4 protein-coding genes are annotated in these 3,639 nt (G+C 71.2%); 3 read left to right on the forward strand and 1 reads right to left on the reverse strand.

What is annotated here, in order from left to right; translation table 11 throughout:
• The first annotated feature begins 292 nt into the window (after window positions 1-292).
• Together AC2W7C_RS14930 and AC2W7C_RS14935 are read left to right on the forward strand one after the other, a co-directional pair.
• The gene (locus AC2W7C_RS14930) at window positions 293-784 is read left to right on the forward strand and encodes a TPM domain-containing protein (RefSeq protein ID WP_486002122.1); all 492 of its coding nucleotides are present in this window, start codon (window positions 293-295) and stop codon (window positions 782-784) included.
• A gap of 77 nt (window positions 785-861) precedes the next feature.
• Window positions 862-1,599, forward strand: coding sequence for an endonuclease/exonuclease/phosphatase family protein (locus tag AC2W7C_RS14935; protein ID WP_486002123.1), 738 nt, complete (start codon window positions 862-864; stop codon window positions 1,597-1,599).
• Here the strand turns inward: AC2W7C_RS14935 and AC2W7C_RS14940 are convergent.
• Complete coding sequence (locus AC2W7C_RS14940; RefSeq protein WP_486002124.1) at window positions 1,586-3,034, reverse strand: phospholipase D-like domain-containing protein; 1,449 nt, start codon at window positions 3,032-3,034, stop codon at window positions 1,586-1,588. The genes AC2W7C_RS14935 and AC2W7C_RS14940 overlap by 14 nt on opposite strands.
• 187 nt (window positions 3,035-3,221) lie before the next feature.
• On the opposite strand from AC2W7C_RS14940, the gene AC2W7C_RS14945 reads away from it, so the two are divergent.
• The gene (locus AC2W7C_RS14945) at window positions 3,222-3,410 is read left to right on the forward strand and encodes a hypothetical protein (protein WP_486002125.1); all 189 of its coding nucleotides are present in this window, start codon (window positions 3,222-3,224) and stop codon (window positions 3,408-3,410) included.
• The last annotated feature ends 229 nt before the right edge of the window (window positions 3,411-3,639 follow it).

The raw sequence follows: 3,639 nt of genomic DNA on the forward strand, positions 1-3,639 counted from the left end.
AGCTCCTGGGGCGGCGGCGGGTCCTGGGGCGGCGGAGGCGGCTTCGGCGGAGGGGAGCGGCAGTTTCGGCGGCGGAGGAGCCTCGGGCGGATGGTGACCACCCTGACCCCCGCAAGCCCATCAGCGGATCGCGGACGCCATCGCGGCGGCCGAGACCCGGACCTCGGGCGAGATTTTCTGCGTCCTGTCCCGGCAGGTCTCCTCCTACCGCAATGTCTCGCTGGCCTGGGCCGCAGCGGCGGCGCTGCTGCTGCCGCTGGCCTTGATTCCGTTCGGGTTCGAGCCCGGCTGGGTGCCGGGATTCACCAACGGCTGGGAGACGGCCCACCTCGCCGCCCGCGACGCCACCCTGGGCCACGCCCTGACGGCTTACGCCCTGATCCAGGCGGCGGTCTTCGTGGTCGTCCTGGCGGTCACCTCCATCCCGGCGGTCCGCCTGCGCGTGACGCCGCGAAGCCTGCGCCGCACGCGGGTCCGCAAGGCGGCCATGGAGCAGTTCCTGGCCCACGGCCTGCACGTCACCGAGGGGCGGACGGGCGTGCTGATCTTCGCGGCCATGGAAGAGCACCAGGTCGAGGTCGTCGCCGACGAGGGCATCCACGGCAAGGTGGATCCGAACGTCTGGGGCGACGCGGTGGAGGCCTTGGCGCAGGGGCTGAAGCGCGGCGATCCGGGGGCGGGGTTCGAGGCGGCCATCGGTCTCTGCGGCGAGGTCCTGGCCTCGCACTTCCCGCCCGCGCCGCGCGACCGCAACGAGATCGCCGACAAGCTGGTGGTCATCTGAGGCGCAACCGGCCCGTCAGGGGTCGCATTCAGGGAGGAAATGGCCTAGCCCCGCCCTCCAGGCCGACCCGGACTCCCATGCCCCGACTGCTGACCTACAACGTGCACCGATGCGTCGGCGTGGACCGGCGGCTCGACGTCGGCCGGATCGCGGCGGTGATCGCCGAGCACGAACCCGACATCGTCTGCCTGCAGGAGTTGGACGTCGGCCGGGCCCGCACCGGCTACGTCGATCAGGCCCAGTCGATCGCCGACAAGCTGGCCATGACCTTCCACTTCCACGCGGCGATGAAGGTCGAGGCCGAGCTCTACGGCGACGCCATCCTGACCCACCTGCCTGAACGCCTGGTCCGCTCGGGTCCCCTGCCCAGCGTGCGCGGCGTACCCGGGCTGGAGCCGCGCGGCGCCCTGTGGGCGGCGGTCGAGATCGGCGGAGCCACCCTGAACGTCCTGAACACCCATCTGGGCCTTGTCCCGCGCGAGCAGCGGCTCCAGGCGGCCGCGCTAACCGGCGAACAGTGGCTCGGCCATGCCGAATGCACGGGCCCCACCCTTCTGACCGGCGACTTCAACGCCACGTCGGTGACCCGCCCCTACCAGGCGCTGGCCCGCAAGCTGCGGGACTGCCAGCGGGTTCTGGGCCTGAGGCCGACGGTCAAGACCTTCCCCTCCAGCTTCCCGGCGATCCGCATCGACCACTGCTTCGTCAGCCCCGAGATCCAGGTGACCGGGGTGAAGGCCCCCTACTCGCCGCTGGCCCGGATGGCGTCCGACCACCTACCCCTGATCATCGACTTCGAGATCAGAACTTCCTGACCGCGCGGTGTTGCGAGGTCAGCCGACGCTTCCAGGGCCGGAAGGCGTCGGCGGGCGAAGTGGGATCGCCCAGCTGGAACTCCGCGATCACCTGCTCGACCCGCGTGGGCGGGGTCGCGCCCAGGAGCTGCATCCGGCCGGTGTCGAACCGCTGCACCGCCTCCCCCACCGAGCCGGTCACGGCCTCCGCCGCAGCGAAGGCCTCGGTCGAGACCCCGATCCAGTGGCCCAGCGTCCGATGGCGGAACCGACGGATCGCCTCGCGCCCCGCCTCGTCCGCCGGCGCCGCCGCCACGTCGCACTCGGTGTCGAAACCCAGAGACCGATTGTTCAGGTTGGTCGATCCGATCCGGAGGATCTCGTCGTCGAAGATCGAGGTCTTGGCGTGCACGATGATCCGCCCGCCCGAGGCCGTGTGGGGCGTGAAGGCGAAGAAGCGGTTGTTCCGATCCGCCTGCTCGAGCCGGTACAGCACCTCGGATCGGGCCGTGTCCATGGTCATCCGGTCGAACCAGCTGGGACTGCCGCCGGTGGTCACCAGGACCACTTCCGGACCGTCCCACTCCCCCAGCCGCTCGGCCAGGGCGGCGGCGATCACCGGCGAGGTGAAGTACTGGTTCTCCAGGTAGATCAGCCGCTTCGACCGGCGGATCAGGTCCAGGTGCAGCGCCTCGTTCTCGCGCACCGCGCCGCCTGAGCGACGTCCCGGTTCGGTCCGGGCGATGGCGACGGGAACGCCCGTCAGGTCGGGCGGGACATCGTCCGGCCAGGGATCGCCGTCGCCCACGTCGACGATCGTCCGTTCCCCGGTGGCCCGATACCAGCGCTCGCGCGCCAGATCGCCCAGGGCGAGGGCCGCGGGGCCGTCGAGCACGCACATCACCTCATGGCGCGGCGGGGCCAGAACGCCCGAGGGCAGGCACCGCCGGGGATCGTCGTCCAGGTGCTCGGCGCTGTCCCAGCGGTCCACCGAGATGTCGCCGCCGCCGCAGAAGGCGATCTGGTCGTCGATGACGACCACCTTCTGGTGGTGGCAGGCCCCCATGGCCGTGGGCTGGTCCAGGCGGAACTCGACCATCCGCTTGCGGAACCAGGCCTGGGCGCGCTGGGGGAAGAAGCCCTGGGTGGCGGCGATCAGCAGCGGCGACTTCCAGATGAGCAGGCGCACGTCCAGCTCGGGGCGCGACTTGACCAGCATGCGCAGCATGTGGCCGACCTCGCCGGCGTGCTCGCCCAAGGAGGCTTCGGCGTCCAGCCGGGTGCGCGGGTCGAACTGCCAGCCTAGGACCACGACCGAGCGGCGGGCCTTGTCCAGGGCCGAGCGCAGGGCCGAGAAGTAGGCCGCGTTCTCCATCAGGATGGCGAAGCGCCCCGCGGTCTCGACCCGCCAGCAGTTGCGGCCGGGGCTGAAGGCGCTGTGGTTTCCGTCTTCCATGCCGTCGGCCTGACTGATTCGCATGACGGCGGCATGCGCCTCCCCGTTCGGAGACGCGCCGCGTCGCCTTCCGTTCCACGCGGGGGGCCGGGCGGTCAATGGCGACGCTTTAGTCTGTCGAGGCGGATTGTTCCCGGAGCCGTTTGGGCGCATAACAGCGAACGTCCAACTGGCAGGGGGATCGGCGGTGCAAGCGCTGATCGACATCATCGCGGGCCTTGTCGCCCTGATCGCCGCGGCGGCGTTGTCGCTGTTCGGCGTCGACATGTCCCCGCCCCAGAAGGCCGACACCGAGATTCACCGCGTCCGCGACTGCGGCGGCGGCGCCTCCTCGACCGTCCTCGCCGCCTCGCCCGAACGCGCCCAGGACTGCTGATCCGCCGCCCGGCGGTATCCGGAAATCAACCGCTTCGCCTTTGCGCGCCGCGATTGACCCGCTAGGGTCGCGCGGCCCTTCGCATGCCTGAAGACGCCGTTTCCAGTCGAGATCGCCGCCTGATGAAGCCTCCCCGCCAACGGCCGCCGCTGAACCTGACCGAGCCCGAGCCCGAGGCCCTGGCCGGCCCCGACGCCGAGGCGCTCCGGAAGCTGCGCCTGCGGCCGAG

Source organism: Brevundimonas sp. CURTG3B2_SDJG (assembly GCF_057364705.1).